The organism is Bacillus sp. S/N-304-OC-R1, assembly GCF_019749375.1.
GTDB lineage: Bacteria > Bacillota > Bacilli > Bacillales > Cytobacillaceae > Cytobacillus.
Genome location: NZ_JACWFE010000001.1, coordinates 108,778 through 128,926, shown reverse-complemented (window position 1 = coordinate 128,926; position 20,149 = coordinate 108,778). Strand labels below are relative to the sequence as shown.

General features: G+C 35.8%; 21 protein-coding genes and 2 riboswitches. Of the genes, 1 reads left to right on the top strand and 20 read right to left on the bottom strand.

What is annotated here, in order from left to right:
* Positions 1-19: 19 nt before the first annotated feature.
* From thiD to desA, 10 genes are all read right to left on the bottom strand, one after another.
* Positions 20-835, bottom strand: a complete 816-nt coding sequence (thiD, locus tag H0173_RS00655) for a bifunctional hydroxymethylpyrimidine kinase/phosphomethylpyrimidine kinase (protein WP_221843995.1) — start codon at positions 833-835, stop codon at positions 20-22.
* Positions 804-1,325 (bottom strand): energy coupling factor transporter S component ThiW, encoded by a 522-nt coding sequence (gene thiW / locus H0173_RS00650; RefSeq protein ID WP_221843994.1) that lies wholly within the window; start codon positions 1,323-1,325, stop codon positions 804-806. Before thiW ends, thiD begins: the two co-directional genes overlap by 32 nt.
* Before the next feature lie 17 nt (positions 1,326-1,342).
* Positions 1,343-2,362, bottom strand: coding sequence for an ABC transporter substrate-binding protein (locus H0173_RS00645; protein ID WP_221843993.1), 1,020 nt, complete (start codon positions 2,360-2,362; stop codon positions 1,343-1,345).
* A gap of 23 nt (positions 2,363-2,385) precedes the next feature.
* On the bottom strand, positions 2,386-3,153 hold the full coding sequence (locus H0173_RS00640; RefSeq protein ID WP_221843992.1) for an ABC transporter permease: 768 nt from the start codon (positions 3,151-3,153) through the stop codon (positions 2,386-2,388).
* Positions 3,140-3,883: an ABC transporter ATP-binding protein gene (locus H0173_RS00635; protein ID WP_221843991.1), complete on the bottom strand. Its 744-nt coding sequence runs from the start codon at positions 3,881-3,883 to the stop codon at positions 3,140-3,142. Before H0173_RS00635 ends, H0173_RS00640 begins: the two co-directional genes overlap by 14 nt.
* 17 nt (positions 3,884-3,900) lie before the next feature.
* Positions 3,901-4,590: a thiaminase II gene (tenA, locus tag H0173_RS00630; RefSeq protein ID WP_221843990.1), complete on the bottom strand. Its 690-nt coding sequence runs from the start codon at positions 4,588-4,590 to the stop codon at positions 3,901-3,903.
* 124 nt (positions 4,591-4,714) lie between these two features.
* A riboswitch (TPP riboswitch) is annotated at positions 4,715-4,804 on the bottom strand.
* A 64-nt stretch (positions 4,805-4,868) separates the two neighbouring features.
* Positions 4,869-4,975, bottom strand: a riboswitch (TPP riboswitch).
* Between the two features lie 80 nt (positions 4,976-5,055).
* Positions 5,056-6,126, bottom strand: a complete 1,071-nt coding sequence (locus H0173_RS00625) for a branched-chain amino acid aminotransferase (protein WP_221843989.1) — start codon at positions 6,124-6,126, stop codon at positions 5,056-5,058.
* Positions 6,127-6,341: 215 nt separating this feature from the next.
* Positions 6,342-6,941, bottom strand: a complete 600-nt coding sequence (locus H0173_RS00620; RefSeq protein ID WP_221843988.1) for a response regulator transcription factor — start codon at positions 6,939-6,941, stop codon at positions 6,342-6,344.
* Positions 6,938-8,074, bottom strand: coding sequence for a sensor histidine kinase (locus H0173_RS00615; RefSeq protein ID WP_221843987.1), 1,137 nt, complete (start codon positions 8,072-8,074; stop codon positions 6,938-6,940). Before H0173_RS00615 ends, H0173_RS00620 begins: the two co-directional genes overlap by 4 nt.
* Positions 8,075-8,174: 100 nt before the next feature.
* Entirely contained in the window at positions 8,175-9,197 is a 1,023-nt protein-coding gene (gene desA, locus H0173_RS00610) for a Delta(5) desaturase DesA (protein ID WP_221843986.1), read from the bottom strand.
* Between the two features lie 131 nt (positions 9,198-9,328).
* Between desA and H0173_RS00605 the strand changes: the two genes are divergently transcribed.
* Entirely contained in the window at positions 9,329-9,691 is a 363-nt protein-coding gene (locus H0173_RS00605; protein ID WP_221843985.1) for a hypothetical protein, read from the top strand.
* A 37-nt stretch (positions 9,692-9,728) separates the two neighbouring features.
* Here the strand turns inward: H0173_RS00605 and H0173_RS00600 are convergent, their stop codons facing one another.
* The 10 genes from H0173_RS00600 to H0173_RS00555 all read right to left on the bottom strand — a co-directional run bounded on the left by H0173_RS00600 (position 9,729) and on the right by H0173_RS00555 (position 19,996).
* On the bottom strand, positions 9,729-10,649 hold the full coding sequence (locus tag H0173_RS00600; protein WP_221843984.1) for a DUF1002 domain-containing protein: 921 nt from the start codon (positions 10,647-10,649) through the stop codon (positions 9,729-9,731).
* 121 nt (positions 10,650-10,770) lie between these two features.
* Entirely contained in the window at positions 10,771-11,175 is a 405-nt protein-coding gene (locus H0173_RS00595; protein ID WP_221843983.1) for a DUF1259 domain-containing protein, read from the bottom strand.
* Between the two features lie 74 nt (positions 11,176-11,249).
* The gene (locus H0173_RS00590; protein ID WP_260630958.1) at positions 11,250-11,834 is read right to left on the bottom strand and encodes a branched-chain amino acid aminotransferase; all 585 of its coding nucleotides are present in this window, start codon (positions 11,832-11,834) and stop codon (positions 11,250-11,252) included.
* A 139-nt stretch (positions 11,835-11,973) separates the two neighbouring features.
* Positions 11,974-12,483: a DUF3189 family protein gene (locus H0173_RS00585; protein ID WP_221843982.1), complete on the bottom strand. Its 510-nt coding sequence runs from the start codon at positions 12,481-12,483 to the stop codon at positions 11,974-11,976.
* A 70-nt stretch (positions 12,484-12,553) separates the two neighbouring features.
* Positions 12,554-13,663: a Ger(x)C family spore germination protein gene (locus tag H0173_RS00580; protein WP_221843981.1), complete on the bottom strand. Its 1,110-nt coding sequence runs from the start codon at positions 13,661-13,663 to the stop codon at positions 12,554-12,556.
* On the bottom strand, positions 13,653-14,753 hold the full coding sequence (locus H0173_RS00575) for a GerAB/ArcD/ProY family transporter (RefSeq protein WP_221843980.1): 1,101 nt from the start codon (positions 14,751-14,753) through the stop codon (positions 13,653-13,655). The genes H0173_RS00580 and H0173_RS00575 overlap by 11 nt, the downstream gene beginning before the upstream one ends.
* Positions 14,743-16,197, bottom strand: coding sequence for a spore germination protein (locus H0173_RS00570; RefSeq protein ID WP_221843979.1), 1,455 nt, complete (start codon positions 16,195-16,197; stop codon positions 14,743-14,745). The genes H0173_RS00575 and H0173_RS00570 overlap by 11 nt, the downstream gene beginning before the upstream one ends.
* A gap of 167 nt (positions 16,198-16,364) precedes the next feature.
* Positions 16,365-16,841, bottom strand: coding sequence for a (2Fe-2S)-binding protein (locus H0173_RS00565; RefSeq protein ID WP_313770586.1), 477 nt, complete (start codon positions 16,839-16,841; stop codon positions 16,365-16,367).
* Positions 16,842-17,675, bottom strand: coding sequence for an FAD binding domain-containing protein (locus H0173_RS00560; RefSeq protein ID WP_221843978.1), 834 nt, complete (start codon positions 17,673-17,675; stop codon positions 16,842-16,844).
* Positions 17,672-19,996, bottom strand: a complete 2,325-nt coding sequence (locus H0173_RS00555) for a xanthine dehydrogenase family protein molybdopterin-binding subunit (RefSeq protein ID WP_221843977.1) — start codon at positions 19,994-19,996, stop codon at positions 17,672-17,674. Before H0173_RS00555 ends, H0173_RS00560 begins: the two co-directional genes overlap by 4 nt.
* Between the last annotated feature and the right edge of the window lie 153 nt (positions 19,997-20,149).

The following is a 20,149-nucleotide window of genomic DNA, read 5'->3' as shown; positions in this document are numbered from 1 at the left end:
ACTTTTAGTACCTCACTTTTTAGGAGTTTTGCTTAAATAGCAGATTGGCATTTTCATATAGCTCATAGAAATGATTAGTTGGACCATGTCCGTGTCCAAGACTAAGGCTATGCTTGATTGCAAGTGTTATATAATGTTTAGACTTACGTAGCGCTCCTAATAGAGACTCCCCTTTTGCCAGATTAGCAGCAATAGCAGAGGATAAAGTACAGCCAGTGCCATGTGTGTTTTTAGTATGAATTCTTTCTCCTTTTATCCAATGAAAGTCAGTACCATCATAAAATAAATCATTCGGTTCTCCACTTAAATGTCCACCTTTTAATAAAACTGAACGGGCACCAAACTCCTTAATCACTAAACAAGCATCGTATAGATCTTCTTCGGAGTTAATTTGCATTCCGGTTAATACTTCTGCTTCTGGAATATTTGGAGTAATAACGGTTGCTAGGGGAATCATTTTTTCTATAAGTGCTTTTATGGCTTCTTTTTGTAAAAGGTGATGCCCGCCTTTTGAAACCATTACCGGATCTAATACAATATAGTCCGGATTATATTTTTTTAAGGAGCCTGTCACTGTTTTAACTGTATCTGGTGAAGAAAGCATCCCGATTTTTACTGCATCTACTCTTATATCATCAAAAACTGCCTCGATTTGATCTTGAATTATAGGCAGATCAATATTTTGAACGGATCGAACTTCCTTTGTGTTTTGAGCTGTGACTGCAGTAATGACTGACATTCCGAATACGCCATTCGCAGCAAATGCTTTTAAATCCGCTTGAATTCCAGCGCCGCCACCAGAATCAGAGCCCGCGATTGTAAGTGCTGTTTTCATTAAGCATCCCTCCAATCGCTTTATTTTTAATTAATATTTTTAATAATCCAAAGCCCATTATCGCACCTGTAAATGAACTCATTGTAAATGCAGGGATTAATCCGAATAGCGTTGCTTCCTTACCTAGTATTAGAACAGCGATTGGATAGGTTGCCATAGCACCAAGAATGCCGGTTCCTATCACCTCACCAGCTGCAGCTAAGCCGATATTTTTTGTCTTTCGATAAAGTAAGGCCGCCAAAAGCGCGCCAATCATACTGCCAGGGTAGGCAAATAAACTTCCGGTTCCAAGCATATTTCTAAGAGATGAGGAGATAAATGCTTGAATGACAGCATACCAGGGTCCTAGTAAAACGGCAGAAAGAACGTTCGCAAAGTGCTGGATGGGAAAAATCTTTGCAAAACCAACTGGAATGTAAATGAAACTGCTCGATACGGTTGTGATTGCTGCGATAATTGCAGTTAATGTAAGTTTTTTAGTTTTTTGCATACTCTTCACCCCTAGTCCTATTGTTGATTAGAAACGATATTTTCAAATGCTTGCTTTGGATCAATTTGGTCTTTTATGACACCTGATTTGTATAACCAATTTGCGACTTCTTGCCATACGGCTTCATCTTGATAACCAAATGGAACATGTTCATCTTCCATTAACGGCAATAATACTTGTAAACTTTTCTTTTCAACCTCTTTATCTAATGGGAAGCTATCATTTTCATGATCTAGTAATACTTGAAGTCCAGCATCAGGATTTTCTTTTACAACTACTTGTCCTTTCGTAACAGCTCGCCAAAACTTTTCAAAGGCTGCTTTCTTCTTATCTAATGTTTTTTCACCTGTAACGAAGATCAGTTCATAATTATCTGGCACTCCGTAATCAGTCAGATGCAGAACATCAATGTTATAGCCTTCCTTCTCCAAGAGAACTCCCTCATGATTAATATAAGCACCAACAAGGGCATCGACATGATCTGAAGCTAAAGAAGTCATTAAGTCCCAGCCAACATCTGTCTTTTTGACTTTGTTAATATCTCCTCCATCATTTTTGACCATTGATGCCACAACCGCTTCACTTACTAATGAAGAAGGATAACCAACATTTTTACCTTCGAGATCTTTAGGTGACTTTATGCCGCTTTCCGTTTTATACATAATTGCGTCAAGTGAATGTCTTACATATGCGGCGATCGAAACAACTGGTATACCCTCTGCTCTTGAAACGAGCAGCTGGCTTTGATAGCTGATTGCTAGATCTACTTTACCGGTGGCTGCTAGCTTTAAAGGATCGTTTGTATCAGCGGGCATTTCGATTTTCACGTTTAGCCCTTCATCTTCAAAGTAACCTTTTTCTTTGGCCACATAAATTGCTGAATGAACGGCATTTGGATACCAATCCAGCATAATGCTTATATCTTCAAGTTTTTTTTCTTTATTGGATTCAGTAGCTTTATTTTTTGATGTGTTACAACCGGCAAGCATGACTAACATGAACACGATTACTAAATGGGATATCCATTTTTTTTTCATTTTTGACCAACTCCAAATGTAAATTATTCTGCGTTTTTCCATTTCAGCGTATATTTTTCTATGACTGTTACAAAAGCAAACAATAGAATGCCCATAATCGTTAAAATCGTTATGGCAGCAAAAACACCTTCAGCATTTAAATTTCCAGACATCCTCCGGCTATAATATCCTAGCCCCTCACTAGCTCCCAGCCATTCACCAATCGTCGCACCTACAAGCGCATAAACAATGGCGAGCTTCAGGCCAGAGAAAAAAGATGACATGGCCATCGGTATGTTTAATTTTAGGAAGATTTGCCAGCGATTTGCCCCCATAGAGCGTAATAATTCACTATACTCTTGATCACTAGATTTCAGCCCATCATATGTACCGACTACTATCGGAAAAAAGGAGATAAGAATGGTTACGGCAACCTTGCTCCATATCGTATAGCCAAACCAAAGAACAAAGATCGGTGAAAGAGCGATAATTGGAATCATTTGTGAAATAAGGACAGCTGGATAAAGCATTTTTTCCAGCGTTTTGAAAAAAAACATCCCTACTGCTAAAAGGATTCCTCCTAAAACAGCAAGTGTAAAACCAATGAGAAATTCTAAAAAAGTGGCAGGCAAATGTTCCAGTAACAATGGCTTCCAATTCTCAAAAATAGAGATTATTACATTTGTTGGCGCTGGAATAATAAAGGCAGGGATTATCCTCGACCTAACGAGCCACTCAACGAAAATAAGAATTGTAATAGAAAAAATAAAAAACAAGCTATATGACCGTATCCAAATATTAAATCTTCTCATAGGCGATCTTCTTCTCCAGGCTCTGTCTTAACGTAATTAGCTCATGATTATGCAGCATGCTGATCTCACGAGGTCGATTTAAATGAACGGTGATGTCTTCGATTTTTTTATTAGGATAAAGCAGAAGAATTCGATCACTTAAAAAACATGCTTCTTCTAAATCATGAGTTATAAATAATACTGTTTTATTTAAATCCTGCCATATGGAAAGGAGCCAAGCCTGCATTTCTTTTTTCGTTAAAGAATCTAGTGCTCCAAAAGGTTCATCAAGCAAAAGTAATTCTTTACCTGTTAACAATGCCCTCAGAAAAGAAACTCTTTGTCTCATTCCCCCAGATAGCTGTTTTGGAAGAGCATTTTCATACTCCTGTAAACCTACTCGCTCTAGCCAGGTTCGTGCTTCTTCCTTAGAGAGTTGAAGATTTTTCTGAATTTCTGCTGAGATCATTATATTTTCTATAATTGTCCGCCATGGTAGCAGTAAATCACGCTGGGGCATATAGCCAACATCCCCAAGCGTGATCGATTTATTATTAATAAGGATTTCTCCCTTATCCTGTTTAATCAAACCAGTAATCAATTTTAGAAGTGTACTCTTTCCTGTTCCGCTTCTTCCTATTAAAGAAACAAATTCACCTTGATTAACTTTAAAACTTAAATTTGTAATGATGCTATTCTCGAGTTCTTCTTTTTTATAGGAATAGGATATATTTTTTAGTTCAAGTGTCATGTTTCCACCAACTTATTTTAGATTGGCCAGTCTTGTTTGTAATAGTTCATATCCCAGAATAAATATTCATATTTGGATGTCATTTGAAAATGCTCTTCAAGCACGGCAAGTTCTCGTTCTGGCTTTCCTTCAGCGAGCTCATCCATTAAATTAATTAACCATTTCGCTCCTTCGCCAAATGTTTCTGAATCATATGTTTCGATCCATTTTGCATAACGATTTGATGCAAGTCCATTGCCGTATTGCTTTCTTAATAGTTTCCCAATTTCCCAATAATCCCATGCACATGGAAGGAGACAAGAAACGACTTCAGCTAAATTGCCATTTTGTGCAACGTTCAGCATATAACGTGTATAGGCTAAATTGACAGGAGTCGGTTTCGTCGCTTCTAATTCCTCTCGCGAAATTCCGAATTCAGCCGCAAATTGACGGTGTAGCTCCATCTCGAAATGCAAAGTTTCATGAAGGATGTGTGCAAATTTCCCCATCATATCCAAGTCACGCGCTTTCAGGACTCCAATTGCAAACAGCTTAGAATAATCTATTAAATACACATAGTCCTGCTTCATATAGTGAATAAATTTCTCTTCATCTAAAACTCCCTTCCCCAGTTCTTGAACAAAAGGATGACTGTGGTTTTTATCCCAGATTGGCTTTACGTTTTCAAATAGCCTTTCTGTAAATCTTTTTGTTTTAACAGTTTCCATTCAAATTCTCCTCCTGATAAAATGTTTTATATTTTATGTTGTATTTCAGTAATACACAATAATTTGAGGAAATAAAAACCGCTTCCCTAATTAGGAAGCGGTTAATCCATTACGTATGTATTTCCGTAATAATTAACTACTTCCCTACGCTAGCATGACCTAGATCAGGTTCCAAGGGTTCATCTCAGCCTTTTGGGCGCCCCTAGTAGATAAAAACTATTAAATTAATAAAACCCCCACTCCATATGACTATAGAGTGGGGGTTGAGTTAGCATAATCAACCAGAAAAACCACTTCCCTACGCCAGCATGAACTAGATCAGGTTCCGAGGGTTCAGAACGAACGTTCTATCTCAGTCTTATTGAAGACACCCCTAGTGTTTGTATTTATTAATAGGATAGCATGAATAATGATTATTGCAAGTAAAATTATCCAGAAAGGTAAAAAGAACTGCAAAAGCAGTTCTTATACTTCCACACACCAGCCAAATGGATCAGGCTGCGTCCCGTTTTGAATTCCAGTTAATGTATCATAAAGTTTTTTAGTTAATGTGCCAGTTTCTCCGTTATTTACAATCATTTTTTCGTTTTTCCAGAATAGCTCGCCAATTGGAGAAATAACTGCAGCTGTTCCAGTTCCAAATGCTTCTTCTAGAGTTCCGTCTAAGCTTGCTTGATAAACTTCATCCATTGAAATTTTCCGTTCCACTACTGGTAAGTTCCAATGCTTTAATAAATGAATGATAGAATCACGGGTTACCCCTTGTAAAATACTGCCATTCAGTTCTGGAGTAACAATCTCTCCATTTATTTTAAAGAAGACGTTCATACTGCCAACTTCTTCGATATATTTTTTTTCTTTTCCATCCAGCCAAAGAACTTGTGAATAACCAGATTTGCTTGATTCCTCTTGTGCTTTTAAGCTGCCAGCATAATTTCCTGCTGTTTTAGCATTTCCGGTACCACCTTGAACTGCACGAACATACTCTGTTTCAACAGAAATTTTTACTGGGTTAATGCCTTCTTTATAGTAAGCACCAACTGGTGAAAGAATAATGATAAATTGGTATGTTAAAGAGGCAGATACCCCTAAGTGGACTTCAGTAGAAATAATAAACGGACGAATGTATAAGGATGTACCTTCTAGGTTAGGGATCCAGTCCCGTTCTACTCGAATTAATTCTTTTAATGCTTCCACTGCAAATTCCTCGTCAAGCTCTGGCATGCACAAGCGAGCGCTTGATCGGTTTAAGCGTTCAAAATTTTTATTTGGCCTAAATAAAAAAACTTTTTCATCCTTCGTTAAATAGGCTTTTAACCCTTCAAATACAGTCTGTCCATAATGAAAAATAGTGGCTGCAGGGTCTAAAGTTAGAGGTTGATATGGAACAATTCTTGGATCATGCCAGCCTTTTCCTTCGGTGTAATCCATAATAAACATATGGTCTGTGAAGGTTCTTCCAAATTTAAGTTTATCAAATGCTGGCTTTTCTTTTCTTGTTTCAGCTAAGTTAATTTTGATCTGTTGGTCTGTCATCCTTCATTTCCCTGCCTTTTTATTTGCTTTGTCGCTTTAAATGATTAATTCAATCACTAAAAAAAATTTCCTTAGTTAGACTAAAGATACATTAATAATATTTTTATATAATTTTTTATGCGAGTGATTGTAATTATAATTATCCGACAATTTATAGTGATTTGTCGAGAGGTTTTTACAAACTTTTTAAAAAATTTGCATTGAACCTTTAACCACTACTTGAACCATCCCTTTTCCTTTGATTGTGTAATCGCTTCAATTCTATTTTTTACTTCAAGCTTATCTAAAATCTGTGAAATATAATTTCGAACAGTTCCTGTTTTAATGCTTAGTTCATCTGCGATTTCTTTCGTATTCTTACCATCAGCAACAAGTTCTAGCACAGCTTTTTCTCTTTCAGTTAAGGGGTTTTCCTCATTATATACATCATCCATTAGCTCTGGAGCAAATATTCTTCTCCCAGTCATCACAGTACGGATCGAATCTGCTAGCTCTTCACTTGGACTGTCTTTAAGCAGATAGCCTCTCACTCCAGCTCGTAATGCTCTTTGAAAATATCCTGTCCGTGCAAAAGTAGTTAGGATGATGACCTTGCAGCCAAACTCTTTTAGCTCTTCGGCTGCCTCAAGGCCGCTTTTTCCTGGCATTTCAATATCCATGATACATACATCTGGTTTATGCTGTCTTACGAGTGTGACAGCTTCTTCCCCATTGCTCGCTTTCCCTATTACTTCCATATCCTCTTCTAAATTGAGTAGTGAGCCTAACGCCCCCAGCATCATACGCTGATCTTCTGCAATGACAATTCGAATCATGAATGCTCCTCCTTATCTGTCTGCTTGATCACATTTGGAACCTTCATTATTATGGCTGTTCCATTATTGTCAGATATTTCAAGACTGCCGTTAACAAACTCCAGTCTCTCTTTAATTCCGAGTAATCCATTACCTTTAGAAAGTTCATAATTATTCCCGATGCCAATTCCGTTATCTTCAATTTTAATACAGATTTCATTTAATGTTTGCTCGAAGCTTATTTGGCAGACCGTCGCCTTGCTATGTTTTACAACATTTGTCACAGCTTCCTTCATACACATGCTTAATATATTTTCGAGGAAAATTGAAATGTTTGAAAACTTCAATTCTGTCTCGCAAATAAATTCAATCTGCGCTGCAGCAAGAATTTGTTTTATCAGCACAATCTCTTCTTTTATTCTAATTCCTCTCATTTGTGAAACCATTTTTCGGACTTCATTTAATGCAGTCCTCGCTGTCTGCTGTACATCCTTCATTTCATTGCGTGCCTGCTCTGGATCTTTATACACTAGTCTTCTTGCTAAGTCACTTTTAAGCCCAATGAGTGATAGCTTTTGTCCTAGCGTATCATGCAGATCACGGGCAATACGCTGCCGTTCCTCTTGCTTGACGAGTTCTGAAATTCTTTTATTCGCAACTTCCAATTGTTCCTCTAGCTTTTCTTGTTTTTTCTTATTGTATAAGTTAAATGGCAATAGAATCACACTTATCCAAATAATGATGATAAAAGGCAGCTGCTTTAAGAAAAGCTCGTCTCTAAGAATTAAATTAAAGTTAATGGATATCGTCGTAGCTACTAAATGAATAATATACAGTGTTAGAAAAGCAATGCGATTTTTGATATTTCCATTGTAATACGCAATATAAAATGCAAAATAAACAAATTGAAAATGAACGGTCATCGTGATCGAAATGCCGATCAAAATACAGGTCCATAAATACACTGGCCATTTTTTTGAAATAAACGCTAGCCGATAGGTGATAAAAAAGAGTATGGTCAGGATTAATCCAATAATAATGTCAATGGTGGATGAAGATTGAAATATAAAATAAAAAGGCAAGATACTAAAAACACTCCAAATATATGGAGAGATTCCTGAACTTTTTAACTGTGTTAAATATTTTTTTAGCATAGTTGACCTCTAATTGTGAGTCTTTATGATACAACTTAATTCTAACATAAAAAAGGCAAGGTTCTCATTTATTATGAATGAGTCCTCGCCTTTTAAGAAATTAAGCGATTTCTTTTTTGTTTCTGTTCTTCATATAATTAGAAGCTTCTTTATAAGTGACAAACGTTTTATTAAGCTCATCCCAAAGTTTAAATCGAAGCGCTGATAAGCTTGTTTTTAAAGTAACAGTTGGAACATTGCGTAACGGTTCTGTATTATTGTGGGCTTCCTCTAGTTTATAGTTCGGGACTCTTGGGCTTAAATGATGTACATGATGGTATCCAATATTCCCTGTTAACCATTGAAGAAGTTTTGGAAGCTTGTAAAAGGAACTTCCTTCAACAGCAGCCTTTACGTATTCCCAATTTTCATCCTCTTCAAAATACGAATCTTCAAATGTATGCTGAACATAAAATAGCCATATTCCAGCAGCGCCTGAGATTAAGAAAATAGGACCCTGAACAAGTACAAATGCTTCCCAGCCTATTGCCCAGCACATTAAGCTGTACAAAATGACGATAGAGACGTTTGTTAAATACGTATTGATCCGTTCATTTACTCGTGCTCCCTTTCTGTTAAAACGATTCACAATCAAAAATTGGTAAATAGGACCAAATCCGAACATAATAATTGGATTTCGATATAAACGATATCCGACACGCTGCCAGAAGGATGCTGCAATATATTCATCCACAGTCAGCATCCAAATATCACCTACCCCACGCTTATCCAAATTACTGCTTGTGGCATGATGAACAGAGTGATCGTGTTGCCATTGACTGAAAGGAAAAACAGTGATTATCCCTGTAATCGTACCGATAATTTTATTCGCGGTTCGATTTTTAAAGAAAGAGTGGTGGCAGCAATCATGAAAAATAATAAAGATTCGAATTAAGAAACCAGCAGCGATTACAGCTATTGCTAATGTTATGATGTAAGATATAGATAAGCTTTTATATGCCAGAAACCATAATAAGAAAAAAGGAATTATGGTATTTATTATTTGCCAAACACTTGCCTGAACATCAGATTTTTCGTAAGGAGCCATTTGTTTTTTTAAATGAATTTGCTTTTGTTTGGTCATATTAATGGTATCCTTCCTCTCGTTTTTTTTAATTATAAAAAATTCAAAAAAAGATTTGAAGACATACGTGTCATGCACAAACCATGATAAATGTCATGGTCTGAGTAAATAATTTCCAAAGGAGATAAGCAATGAACCGCATTTTTGATAAGTTTTTACACAAAGCAAAAACAACCTTACATTCCACATCTGCTCTTGTGAAAGAAAGAATTTTTACATTGACTGGAACATCATCCACAACAGTAGTACAGTTAGCTGATTTTATCCGCAATCACCCTGATACGCAGAAATGGAGGAAAGAACTTCTTGGGAGGGCCATTCAATTTTATGAATTGAAGAAAGATGGGGTTCGTTATTATCTTGAATGCAGAGGTTCATATATTCTGCAGTTAGACGTCCAATCCGAAAACACTCCTGTTGTATCTTATCGTTCTTACCGGGATCATTACGCATTAAATACTCCAATTAAATTTCCCGAACTAACAGGTGAATAAAAAATGAAAGGACCCCCATATTTGGAGGTCCTAATTATTATGAGAAAATGCTTTTAATGCTTTCAATTAAATTCTTAAAAAAATCAGAAATAGCTTGCAGAAATCCTTTATCGCCAACAGCTTCTTCAATACGCTGTTTTATGTCTTTCGAAATATTCTCTAACTGCGACTGTACATTATCGAAATTAATATTTAAACTGCGCATTTTTTCGAATAAATCGATTAGCAGCTGTCGATCTTGGTCACTCAGCTGAATCTCAAGCTTCTCTACTTGTTCATTAATAATTCGTTCAATATCTTCCTTCGTTGCTGGCTTTTGATTGGCAATTTCTTTTTTTATTTCTGTCAGAAGTTCTGTGACTTTGTCCTGATCCATGCCGTCTTTTTTTGCTAATTGAGTAGCCAAATTGAGCTCTTCATTAGCGACTTCAGTATGCTCAGTATTTAAACCTTCTCCATTTCCTTCATCATAAGCTTTATAAATACCAACTAAAGCAGAATGTCCTGAAACCTTAACAGGAGAGGCAACTTCAACAACGGCATCTTGAATACCCGCAGTTAAAAGAGCATTTGCATACATTTCATCTGTTACTTCGGTAATATTTTCTGGGGTAACTTGTTTAATGACTAGACCTTCTCCTGGTTCCTTGCGAGTAATCTTTGCTGAAGAATACATATTTGCATGCCTGTCCCCTTTGATGTAGGTGACAAGATCATCGCCAGTTACTGTTATTTCAGTTACTTTGCTTGTGTCATTTACTCCTAGTAATTTCCGCACCTCTTCCTTTTGAGCAGGTGACAGTTTTTCACCATACACAACGATTGGGAGCCCAAATTTTTCGTTAATACTTTCCTCATCATCAGTATTACCATTAGATGCGAGCGCAACCGTTCCAATATTAGCTGCGAATAAGAAAACAAATCCAATGATCATCCATTTCGTCAATCGTTTTAGCATGATTACACTCTCCATTTAAATTGAATCTTAATAATAGCTATACATTCTTTATCTGTACTTGTATAGCATTGCAGAAATTTTATCACACTTTTGGAGAAAATTCTTGTCATACACTATTGATCTACTCTTTTCTAATCGGCTTGCTTTTTAATGCATGAAAAGCATAGGCAAGTTTATTAGCAAAATTTAATGGAGGTTCAACAGATTGCAGATGAATATATAATATATTTGGCTTTGTAAATACCCAATGGTTATGAAGTGCGCTAACAATAATGCCTTGCCCGACAACAGCATGCATAAACCCCGGAATTTCCTCTTCTAGAATAGCGATTTCTGCCAAATTTAATGCGTTCCCTTCGTGATCTAAAGCTTCAAAAGAAACGCCTGCAGGAACGACTGATGATGTAAGCCGTCCCTGAACGGAAACTTTAAAATCCCGCTGCATTTCTACAGAACAAACACCGTTGTTCAATTTCCCATTTCCGTTCAGTATTTTTGCAAATTGAGTGCACAATAAATGATCCATCCTTGAACCCTCCTTTTCTAGAGAATTCATATGATGGATCATATAATTTTATGAGATTAGAATAAATTTTTACGCTATTGTTTTTTTTCTTCAATCGTCATTATAAGCTTGAATAAGAATAAATAAACCAGCCTGCATGCTTCACTAATCGTCATTTCTTCCTGAAATCCATCAATCCCATTTATGGCAAAATTAAAATCCCATAATCCATCAGCCTGAGAAAACAGCAGACTGGATTTGTTTTTATCCATTAACTCAATTTCTAAAAAGTCTTTAATTGTTTTTTCATGCTTTTTTTGCAGCCTTAAACCTAACATTGCTTCATATGTACCGAAGACATCATCCACTTCTAAACATAATGAATCTATGCCTATTATATTGAAGCGGCTAGTTTCAATATATATAAATTGTTCTTTATGTTTTTTCAAAAAACTAATGGGCTGATCAAAAAATTGAACAGATTCTTCAGCAATCAATTCCTCTGTTTCTTTGCTGCTTCTCTCAATATAAGAATCATTGAAAAGTGAAACATCATTTTTTTCAATTATCTTCATTTCATCACTTAAGATTTGCTGTTTTTTTAAATAGTCAACCTCTTCTGGAAATAATTCAATTTTTTGCATATTTGCAATTAAAGCTTCTAACTTTGCTTTTAGCATAATTACGATCTCCTTTGTTTCTTTTTGAATGTCTTTTATTATGAATGCACGTAAATCTTTTTCATTTTGCTTGTTTTTCTGTTAAATATCAATTAAAAAAACAGACATTCATTTATTGTCTGTTTTTCCTCTTTATATTTTATGCTTGGAACTTAAAATTTTCAATTACGGTTACGTTTGCATTAGTAGTACTGCCAATTTGTTTTGTATTTTCAACTAGTTTATTAATATTAAGGCATGATTTCTTTGCTCCTGCGACTAATAAAGGAACGCCTATAAAATCAATTTTTAACCCTCTTGAAAAAAATCCACCCATTGTCATGGCAAAAGGAACGGTTGGAGATGTATTTGAGAATACAATTTTTTCTTCAATTTGAAATTGTTCCTCTAGTATAAGGCATAAGTTTTTTAAAGATGGGACGACTAGCTTTGATGATCGTCTCCCTAAAGTATAAACAAGATTTTCGTCATCATCCTTACCATGAAAAATAAATCTTCCTGCATCCGATTTTTTTAGCTTATTAAAATATGGAGTCGATAATATTTCTTCTTCTGTTAGCACCCTATTAGTTGGAAGCTTTTTCAAATGATAGGCTGCTGCAAGTGAGGTAGTGTGGGTTCCGCCGAAATCATTATAAACGTAGATCAATTTGATCATTCCTCTTAATTTGCTATTCCTATTATTTCCGGTAATAATGATATTCATTCAGTTTGTAAAACTAATTAATAATCCCCTTTTGAACGATTTCCACGTTTACTTTAGGATTAAATGTAATAGTTGGATAAGTATCTTTCCAGTCAAGGTCTTTCCAAACATGATAATGGAGTGCGGCCAATCTTCTACCAATTCCAAGACCATCACAATTAGCCTCTTGCAGCTGACTTAATACGCTTTGTGCCTGGTCAGTGAGCTCTTTTGAAAGAATGCTATTTAGTTTTTTTATTTCCTTGTTCGAATCCAATACATCATGTGGAAATTCTATTACTGTTGCCTTTATAAAAAGATTGATGTCGACAATAATATTAGAAGAATCTTTAGCCTTTATGACTAATTTTCTTTTTACCTTTGAAACGTCAAAAGTAATATAATCTTTGACGCTATTTGTATCATAAATCTTCTTTGTAAACCTTGCCATTTTCGATAAGTACCCACTTAATAACTGAAACAGAACACTATCTTCATGATTTAAATCTGCCCCAGAGTATATTTTGCCGTTAAACATACCTAGTCCCATTACTTTCGCTGTTTTATGATCGATTCGATGAATGAATGGGATTAATACATCTTGACCTGGATCTAAGATAATCGTGCCAAGTGATTGAATATCGTTCTTTTTAACCATTGTTGCATCCTCGGCGCTTGATAATAAATCAAAAACATATTCACCAACGATTAAGTCTGAGTCACTGCCTAATTCTATCACCTTTTTTGCTTCTCCTTTTACGATTGCTGCTTTTGCATTTAATGCACTTTTAGGATCTCTATAAAAAATATCTAGTGCGTAGTAAAACTCTTTTTTAGCAAGCTCTTCTCCAATTAAAACAACTTGTAATTTAGAGCTATTAATTTTTTTAGATACTTGTAAATCAATTTTGTCCCTTGCACCTCTTGGGGTGCTGTCAAGCTCTGAGAATGTGACAGTTTTCAATTTTTGCTCACCAGTCCCCTCTGAGCCTTGTATTGTACGAATTGATACTGTAGTTGAAACTTTATTAGAATCTTCTAAATCTAAAGCGACACTGTTTATTAAACTCACATCTTTTAACAAATTCTGATCCCAACAACCTGATAATAGAGGTATGGATAAAAGCAATCCTTTAATCTTCATTAATTTGCACCTTCCCTTTTCTGCTTAAAAGTACAAACGGTAAAATAATCAAAGGAATGGAAATGATTGAGTATCCTGCATAGGAGGCAATCTTTTTTAAATAATCCATTGATTGGTCTGTATCAAATGGTAATTGTCCGAGAAAATAAATAATTGCTAACATAAGCAAAGTATTTCTTGAGGGCTTTTTACTATTAAATACCCCTTTTACACAATCTGCTCCCCAATAAATATAGGATACGAAGGATGTAAAGACGGAGACAATCCAAATTGATAAAAATAAAATATCTGTGCGTTCAATGATTTTAAATGAAAAAGCTTTGATTAAATAAAGTAATGGTTCAGGTATTAATTGAATATCGACAGGACTAAAAAACAAAAAGGAAGCGATAGTTGCAAACAAATAAAATAAAGTCACAAAAATATTAGCAGCAGTAATAAATTTGATCTTTTGCTTTAAAGTCCCCGTTGTCATGGCGGATAGAAACATAATAATTTCAAATCCCAAGAGAGCGATGATGGCATCCTTAGTACCAAAAAGAATGCTCTTCCAGCCAGTGTTAGCAATTGGCATAATATAATAGATATTCGCATCTTTTAATGAATAAATAATTAGTACTAGAAAAATAAGCAAAAATGAGGAAACAATAACATTAAATCTTGCTATGACACGCAGCTTTTCTTTAGCTAGAAAATAAGAACAAACAACCAATAACAATGAAATGATCCAGTTTGGCGTTTCCGGCAATATCCATCTATCAAGGATTCTAGTGTATAAATTTAGAATTAGGACACCAATGATGATGGAATATAGTATGAGACAAGCTTCGAACACTTTTCCGATTGTATGACCAAATACCTCAACAATTATTTCCTTTACTATTTTATTTGGAAACTTTTTCATAATCATGTAATATATCAGGATGAAAAATTGAACAGCAATTCCGCCAAGAGCTAATGAAATCCAGCCGTCCATTTTGGATGCTTTAGCCATTGTATATGGTAATGATAAAACCCCAACACCTATTTGGGTTTGAATAATCATAAAGAATAATTGAGCAGGTGATATTTTCTTAGAGCTATTGATCATGATTGTCCCAGCCTCTGATCAATTTCATTTTTTTCTTCCTTTTGGCCATTGTATCTTGTGGACGTTCTTTCATTAGCCATAGAGGCAATCTAATAACAGAATCCTTCAAGCCATTAATCCTAAATGGTGCAAGCGGATAAAAATATGGAACACCAAATGATTCCTGTTTACATAGCTTAATTAGAATGACAATAAAGCCAAAAACTAATCCGATAAAACCAAATGTTGCTGCAATTAGCATAAGCGGAAATCTTAACATTCTAACAGCTGCACTTAATTCATTAGAAGGGACAACAAAGGATGAAATTGCAGTTATGGCAACCACAACAATCATGACATTAGATACTAGACCTGCTTTTACAACTGCATCCCCTATCACTAATCCCCCTACGATTCCAATTGTCTGACTGATAGGCGTAGGAAGCCGAATTCCAGCCTCTCGAATTAATTCAATCGTTACTTCCATAACAATTGCCTCAATGATAGGTGGATAAGGGATATTTTCAACTGCATTTTTCATCGGAATAATTAACTTATTCGGTAATACTTCTAAATGAAAGGAAACAATTCCGATATAAATGGATGGGAAGGTGATCGCAATTATAAGACTAACCATTCTTAATATTCGTATAAATGAAGCGGTTGTCCATCTGCTATTATAATCATCTGGGGATTGATAAAATGAAAAGAAATTAACTGGAACTATTAATGCGGCGGGACTTCCTTCCGTCATAATCGCAATACGCCCATCCATTATATTCTCACCGACACGATCCGGTCGTTCTGTATATAAAATTTGCGGAAAAACAGAAAATGGATCATCCTCAATAAACTCTTCAATAAAACCTGGAGTAATAAGAATGTCTGTCTCGATATTAATATAGGATAGCCTTCTTTTTACTTCTGCTAATATTGCTGAATTAACTAAATCCTCCCGATATATAATAGCTGTGCTCGTTTTTGTTTTTGTGCCAAGCTGTATAATATGTACAACTAAATTTCTATCAATAATAAAATTTCGGATGATTTGAATATTTGTTGATAAATGTTCGACAAAGCCCGCATGAGATCCCCTAACAATTAATTCAGATTTTGGTTCATCAATTGAACGTTTAATAGGATCGGATAAATAAATAAGAAATAAAACGTCTGCATCTTCAACAGCCAAAGCAATATACCCTTTTAAAAGTGACTCTATTACTTCATCCAATTCCTTTGTATGTCTTGTTGTAATATTATAAAGGTAATCTTGAAATTGGCTATCCTCAAGTTTAGTTAAATATGGCACAATATTTTCAATTAATTTATCCGAAGAAGCCAAGCTTGAAAAGTAAAGGAGTTCAAGCTTTATTTCATTACTTAGTAATGTTTTATTTGTGAAATCACTTGATTCTAAAAAGATGTTTTTAACTTGATTGATTAGATTTTTTGTTTGATAAGTCATTTTTAATCCCTGCCAAAGATGTCATAAGTTTATTTTAAACAATGAGACCAAAAGTGAAATTGCCTACTATTTCATTGTTAATTTCCCCATTAATTTCCTGTTTATACAATGAAAATAAAGGAGAGCAGGGAAATGAGTGGTTGGTTTACTCATTTCTCTGCTCTCTTTTATTCTTTATTTTGTTGAATAACAGACATGACTGCATTTTCAATTTCTTCATAGCAAGTACAGCGGCAAATATTAGATGATAGCCATTCTTTTATTGTTTCGCTCGATGGATTTTTATATTTGGATACCAATGAATGACAATTCATTATGAATCCTGATGTACAATACCCGCATTGAAATGCAAAATGTTCAATAAAGGCTTGCTGAATAGGTGCATTTTTTAAACCTTCAATAGTCGTTATTTTCTTTCCTGCTGCTTCAACGCAAAGAATAATACATGATTTATAAGGAAGTTCATCTATCATTACTGTACATGCCCCGCAATCACCATTTAGACAACCTGGTTTTGCGCCAGTTAATCCTAATTGCTGGCGTAGCACACTTAATAAAGTGCTTAACGGTCTTACTTCTGTCTGATATATTTCCTCATTAATATTAAGTGTGATGAATTGCTTATTAACTGGAGCAACATCCACCTACAATCCCTCCAATTCTATTAATATATCAAGAACTGTATTTTTGAAGACAAACATCCGATATTCCTTTGAGCCTTCTACATCATCAAGAATTGGATTTGGCAAATGAAAAATAGCTTGATTGATTCTTTCTTCGAAAGGCAATTGCCGATTATTTAACTCTTTTTCAACCTCAGGAGAACGAAATGGAAAAGGGCATAAACCACTGAAGGCAATTCTTATTCCATCGTCAGCTTTCATGGCAGCAAAGGTAATTAAAGGGTATCCTGTTTCCCATTGCTGTCTCTTCTTGATAACAAGATGAGGCATTTCTAGATACCGTTTTTCTGTTGCTAATTGAACGAGTAATTGCCCTTCCATCAAGTTCATTTTTTGATCAAATATTGAATGTATAGGAACTGTTTTAATCCCGTCAAAGCCAGCAGTAATAATATAGCTATCTGTTAATAGGAATGGCAAAACGGCCTCCCGATAGAAGATCTGCCCACAAATATTGCCGCCTAAAGTAATTTTATTACGTGCTGTATGGTCTGCTACACCTTTTGCTGTTTTAGTCAGCATTGGAAAGTAATTAATCTCTTCTAATAGTGTTAAGGGGATGGCAGATCCCATTATAAGGAAATCTTTGTTAAATTCGTAAGTATTGCACTCAGGGATACCTTTGATATCAATGACTGCGTTTGGATTAATGAGGTTTAACCTGCGAAGGGTAATGATTTCTGTCCCGCCAGAATAATACATTGGGTGTATATCGTTTTGGCTTAGTTGATAAAACAGCTTGGTTGCTTCATCTAGGCTTTCAGGTTTATAGTATTCCGACTCTGAGATGATCATTGGCGGGAGCCCCCTTCCTTCATTTTCCAAAGTAATTCTGGAATTATCGGCAAATGATTGATTGGAACAGCAAGTGCTGTGGAAAGACTATTTCCGAGAGCTGCAGGCATCCCAAGTAAACCATGTTCACCAACTCCACGAGCTCCATATGGTGCATCAATTTGGGGAGTTTCAACAAAATCTACTATATATTGTGGTTGCTCGCCGTAACGGATTGGACGATATGTTCTAAATTGATGATTCAGCACTCTTCCAATTGAATCAAATAGGAAGGTTTCTCTGCCAGCAAAAGAGAGACCCATACTCATGGCGCCTTTCACTTGGCCTAGAGCTGTTTCACGGTTTAATACTTTTCCTAAATCAATAACTGATACAGCTTTTAGAATTTTATACGTGTAGTTTTTTATATCAACTTCCACTTCAACACCTTGGGCTCCTACTGTCCATTCTGGTCCAGGCTTTCCTGCAGAAGTTTCTTTATCTAAAAATGTAATATGCCTTAAAGTATACGTTCCATGTCCAATAACTTGACCGCCGATTGTGTTTCCATTGGGAAAGGTATAGCCGTATGCAATATCTCTCACTGGAATCCTTATCGTTGGATCATCCCGAACATAAACATAGCCATAACCAACCTCAAGATCTTCGATCGGTGAGCGCAAAAGAAAAGCAGCAAGCTTTTTTAATTGATGTATGACATCTTCAGCAGCGTCTAGTAATGCACGGCCAGCCATAAACGTAGCTCTGCTTGCAACTGTTTTCCAATGTTCAGGTGTACTTTGGGTATTAACCTTCATTTGAACATGAATATCCTTCATATCCATTTTTAGTTTTTCTGCAAGCATTTGTGCTAAAATTGTTTTAGTTCCAGTTCCAATTTCGATTACACCACTAATTATATTTATGGATCCATCGGAATTGAAAGTGAGAATGACCCCTGAGCTAGCATTAGAATCAATGGTTGAGGTTTTCCATATACAGCTAACGCCTTTTACACGTAATATATTATTTCCAATATCAATGATCTGGCCCTCATCCCATTTTATTAATTCCTTTAATCTGGAAATACATTTAGGAAGATTTCCTACGTTGCTAGAATTTAATAAAACCTGAGTTGGGGTTGTGTCTCCTGGCATAATGGAATTTCGCAGTCGGAGTTCAAGAGGATCCATGTTCAGCTTTTTTGCCAGCATATCCATCGATCTTTCGAATGCAAACAGCACTTCTGAATGCCCGAATCCACGAAATGGAGAAGCATAGGGATGATTAGTATACATGCATAAGGAATCACACCAAATATTTTCAATATTATATGGACCTGTACAATCAACAGCCCCTGCTCTGCTTACATCTGTAGCCTTATCAGCATAAGCTCCCCCATCGAATAAGTATAGGATTTCTGCAGCTTTAAGAATACCATCCTGCGTACAGCCGAGCTTTACTGTTGCCTCTAGCCCGATGTGACAAGGAGATGTTAGAATATCTTCCTCTCTGCTGTTTGTTAGTTTTACAAGCCTGCCTCCTACTGCTTGTGAGGCAATATAGCATAGAATTTCTAGTAGAATGGATGCTTTGCCGCCAAATGCCCCTCCTACATAGGGGGTATTAACGATAATGTTGCCATTAGGTATACCGAAATATGCTCCTATCATTTTTTTTATCATAAAAGGAGCTTGAGAGGATGATGTAATTTCGACCTCTCCATTAGCATGTATTTGAGCGAATGAGCTTCTTGTTTCCATAGCTACATGGTCCGATGGACGGAATGAAAATTTTCCTTCTACAGTTACTGAACTTTCTTCCCATCCTTGAGAAATATTCCCCTTTCGCACCTTTGTACGATTTGCAATATTTGTGCCGGGCTCGGGATAGGCACTAGGAATTTTTTGATAATATCCTAGATTTTCATGTAAGATGGGGGCATTAGGCATTAAAGCTTCAGATGGGGAATTAACAACAGGCAGCGGCTCATATTGAACTAGAATCAAAGAAGCTGCGCGAGCAGCAATAAAGGGAGTATCTGCAACAACCAAGGCAACCACTTCACCATGGTATCTTACCCGATCAACAGCAATCGGCGGCCTATCTCTTATCTCTTCACCCGTCAATGGAAAGTTGTTTCCTAATACAATTGCTCTAACTCCAGGAAGCTTTCTTGCAGCAGAATAATCGATATTTTTTATTAATGCATGTGCTAAAGGGCTTGTAACCATTTTTATATGCAACATATTGGTTGTTTCTATATCATTTGTGTATTTTGCTTTCCCTGTTACTTTCTCGAAGGATTCTTTTCGATAATAACCTTTCCCTATTACGTCCATAACTTCATCCCCCTTCATAATGCAATATTTACTGAAGAGTTTTTTTCTTGCCACGGTATTAAATTTATGAAATGAATAGAGAAAAGATGTTAAGCATTGGGTATATTGCTTTGGTTTTAGGAATTAAATTAGGAATAGAAAAACCCCGATTTT

What these genes read in the sequence shown, in the direction of transcription:
- desA (WP_221843986.1), bottom strand. Translation starts at nt 9,197, where the DNA reads ATGACCAAACAAAAGCAAATTCATTTAAAAAAACAAATGGCTCCTTAC.
- H0173_RS00615 (WP_221843987.1), bottom strand. Translation starts at nt 8,074, where the DNA reads ATGCTAAAAAAATATTTAACACAGTTAAAAAGTTCAGGAATCTCTCCA.
- H0173_RS00560 (WP_221843978.1), bottom strand. Translation starts at nt 17,675, where the DNA reads ATGATCATCTCAGAGTCGGAATACTATAAACCTGAAAGCCTAGATGAA.
- H0173_RS00555 (WP_221843977.1), bottom strand. Translation starts at nt 19,996, where the DNA reads ATGGACGTAATAGGGAAAGGTTATTATCGAAAAGAATCCTTCGAGAAA.
- H0173_RS00645 (WP_221843993.1), bottom strand. Translation starts at nt 2,362, where the DNA reads ATGAAAAAAAAATGGATATCCCATTTAGTAATCGTGTTCATGTTAGTC.
- thiW (WP_221843994.1), bottom strand. Translation starts at nt 1,325, where the DNA reads ATGCAAAAAACTAAAAAACTTACATTAACTGCAATTATCGCAGCAATC.
- H0173_RS00620 (WP_221843988.1), bottom strand. Translation starts at nt 6,941, where the DNA reads ATGATTCGAATTGTCATTGCAGAAGATCAGCGTATGATGCTGGGGGCG.
- H0173_RS00625 (WP_221843989.1), bottom strand. Translation starts at nt 6,126, where the DNA reads ATGACAGACCAACAGATCAAAATTAACTTAGCTGAAACAAGAAAAGAA.
- tenA (WP_221843990.1), bottom strand. Translation starts at nt 4,590, where the DNA reads ATGGAAACTGTTAAAACAAAAAGATTTACAGAAAGGCTATTTGAAAAC.
- H0173_RS00595 (WP_221843983.1), bottom strand. Translation starts at nt 11,175, where the DNA reads ATGGATCATTTATTGTGCACTCAATTTGCAAAAATACTGAACGGAAAT.
- H0173_RS00580 (WP_221843981.1), bottom strand. Translation starts at nt 13,663, where the DNA reads ATGAAGATTAAAGGATTGCTTTTATCCATACCTCTATTATCAGGTTGT.
- H0173_RS00570 (WP_221843979.1), bottom strand. Translation starts at nt 16,197, where the DNA reads ATGACTTATCAAACAAAAAATCTAATCAATCAAGTTAAAAACATCTTT.
- H0173_RS00640 (WP_221843992.1), bottom strand. Translation starts at nt 3,153, where the DNA reads ATGAGAAGATTTAATATTTGGATACGGTCATATAGCTTGTTTTTTATT.
- H0173_RS00590 (WP_260630958.1), bottom strand. Translation starts at nt 11,834, where the DNA reads ATGCTAAAAGCAAAGTTAGAAGCTTTAATTGCAAATATGCAAAAAATT.
- H0173_RS00575 (WP_221843980.1), bottom strand. Translation starts at nt 14,753, where the DNA reads ATGATCAATAGCTCTAAGAAAATATCACCTGCTCAATTATTCTTTATG.
- H0173_RS00600 (WP_221843984.1), bottom strand. Translation starts at nt 10,649, where the DNA reads ATGCTAAAACGATTGACGAAATGGATGATCATTGGATTTGTTTTCTTA.
- H0173_RS00635 (WP_221843991.1), bottom strand. Translation starts at nt 3,883, where the DNA reads ATGACACTTGAACTAAAAAATATATCCTATTCCTATAAAAAAGAAGAA.
- thiD (WP_221843995.1), bottom strand. Translation starts at nt 835, where the DNA reads ATGAAAACAGCACTTACAATCGCGGGCTCTGATTCTGGTGGCGGCGCT.
- H0173_RS00605 (WP_221843985.1), top strand. Translation starts at nt 9,329, where the DNA reads ATGAACCGCATTTTTGATAAGTTTTTACACAAAGCAAAAACAACCTTA.